The organism is Aeromonas sp. A35_P, from assembly GCF_002259925.1.
In the GTDB taxonomy this organism is placed as follows: Bacteria; Pseudomonadota; Gammaproteobacteria; order Enterobacterales; family Aeromonadaceae; genus Aeromonas; species Aeromonas dhakensis.
In genome coordinates this window covers 1-1,494 of record NZ_NEVB01000226.1, presented here as the reverse complement: position 1 = coordinate 1,494, position 1,494 = coordinate 1, and the positions used below count along the sequence as shown (strand labels likewise).

The following is a 1,494-nucleotide window of genomic DNA, read 5'->3' as shown; positions in this document are numbered from 1 at the left end:
CTTCGGTGTGCCACAGCGGGTAGAACAGGGTGGCCGCCCCGCCGCGCACGCCGCCCTGGGAGCAGCACTTCACGGCAGTCTGGAAGTACTTGTAGAAGGGGATGCAACCGGTGTGGAACGCTTCGCCACCACGGATGGGGCTGCCCAGACCACGGATGCGACCGGCGTTGATGCCGATGCCGGCGCGCTGGGAAACGTAACGCACGATGGCGCTGGCGGTGGCATTGATGGAATCTAGGCTGTCGTCGCACTCGATCAGCACGCAGGAGCTGAACTGACGGGTCGGGGTGCGCACGCCGCTCATGATCGGGGTCGGCAGCGAGATCTTGAAGGTCGAGACCGCATCATAGAAGCGCTTGATGTAGTCCAGACGGGTATCTTTCGGATACTTGGAGAAGAGGCAGGCCGCTACCAGGATGTAGAGGAACTGCGGGCTCTCGTAAATTTCGCCGGTGACGCGGTTCTGGACCAGGTACTTGCCTTCCAGCTGCTTGACCGCGGCGTAGGAGAAGTCCATGTCGCGCCAGTGGTCGAGGTGGGCGTTCAGCTCCTCGAACTCGGCCTGGCTGTAGTCTTCCAGCAGGTGTTTGTCGTACTTGCCCATGTCCACCAGCTTGGCGACATGCTGGTAGAGGTGGGGCGGCTCGAACTGGCCGTAGGCCTTCTTGCGCAGGTGGAAGATGGCCAGACGGGCGGCCATGTACTGGTAGTCCGGGCTTTGCTCGGAGATCAGATCAGCAGCGGCCTTGATGACGGTTTCGTGGATATCGGCGGTACGGATGCCGTCATAGAACTGGATGTGGGACTTGAGTTCCACCTGGGAGACCGACACGTTGTCGAGACCCTCGGCGGCCCAGTCCAGCACGCGGTGAATTTTATCCAGATCGATGGGTTCTTTGTGGCCGTTACGCTTCGTCACAAACAAGTTCATTGGCTGATGACCTTTAGTTGATTCCCGAAAAACCATCGCACGGCGTTGGCCTCCGGCCCGGGCAGGGCGATGGAGGTGGGTACCTATTGTGCGATGAATCACAAGATATAGTGTTATTTTGAATTCGAGCTACAAGATAGTGAGGTCTGCCCGGCTTTGCAATCTGTGGATAAGGCAATTGCTGTGGATAAATTGTGGGTGTTGTCGATGGAGTTAGTGGACGCTCACAGCGAACGGGTTTTCATCCGTCCGATCCGGTAAATGCAAGTCTGATGATCGAACATGGAAAATTTAAATAACTTTTCCTGATTACCCATGATTAGCAGTCACCCCGAACTATACTGATCTTATGCACAGTTATCGAGGAGCGAGATCATGGCCAAAAGCAAAGTCCAATTCCAGAAAGGCTACAGCCTGTTTGAGCTTCTCAAGGACTATGGCACTGAAGCTCAGTGCGAAAACGCGTTGTTCACTTGGCGTTTTCCTCACGGCTTTGTCTGCCCTGAATGTGCCAACAAGACCTGTTGTCACCTGAAAAGTCGGCCACGCGTGCTGCAATGCAA

The 1,494-nt window shown here is 56.0% G+C and carries 2 protein-coding genes; one reads left to right on the top strand and one right to left on the bottom strand.

Annotated elements, in window-relative coordinates:
* The coding region (locus CAK78_RS23200; RefSeq protein WP_254924818.1) for a ribonucleotide reductase N-terminal alpha domain-containing protein at nucleotides 1-931 on the bottom strand (931 nt) is incomplete at its 3' end.
* A gap of 375 nt (nucleotides 932-1,306) precedes the next feature.
* On the opposite strand from CAK78_RS23200, the gene CAK78_RS17660 reads away from it, so the two are divergent.
* Nucleotides 1,307-1,494: transposase (locus CAK78_RS17660; protein WP_141214193.1), on the top strand; the 188-nt coding region annotated here is incomplete at its 3' end.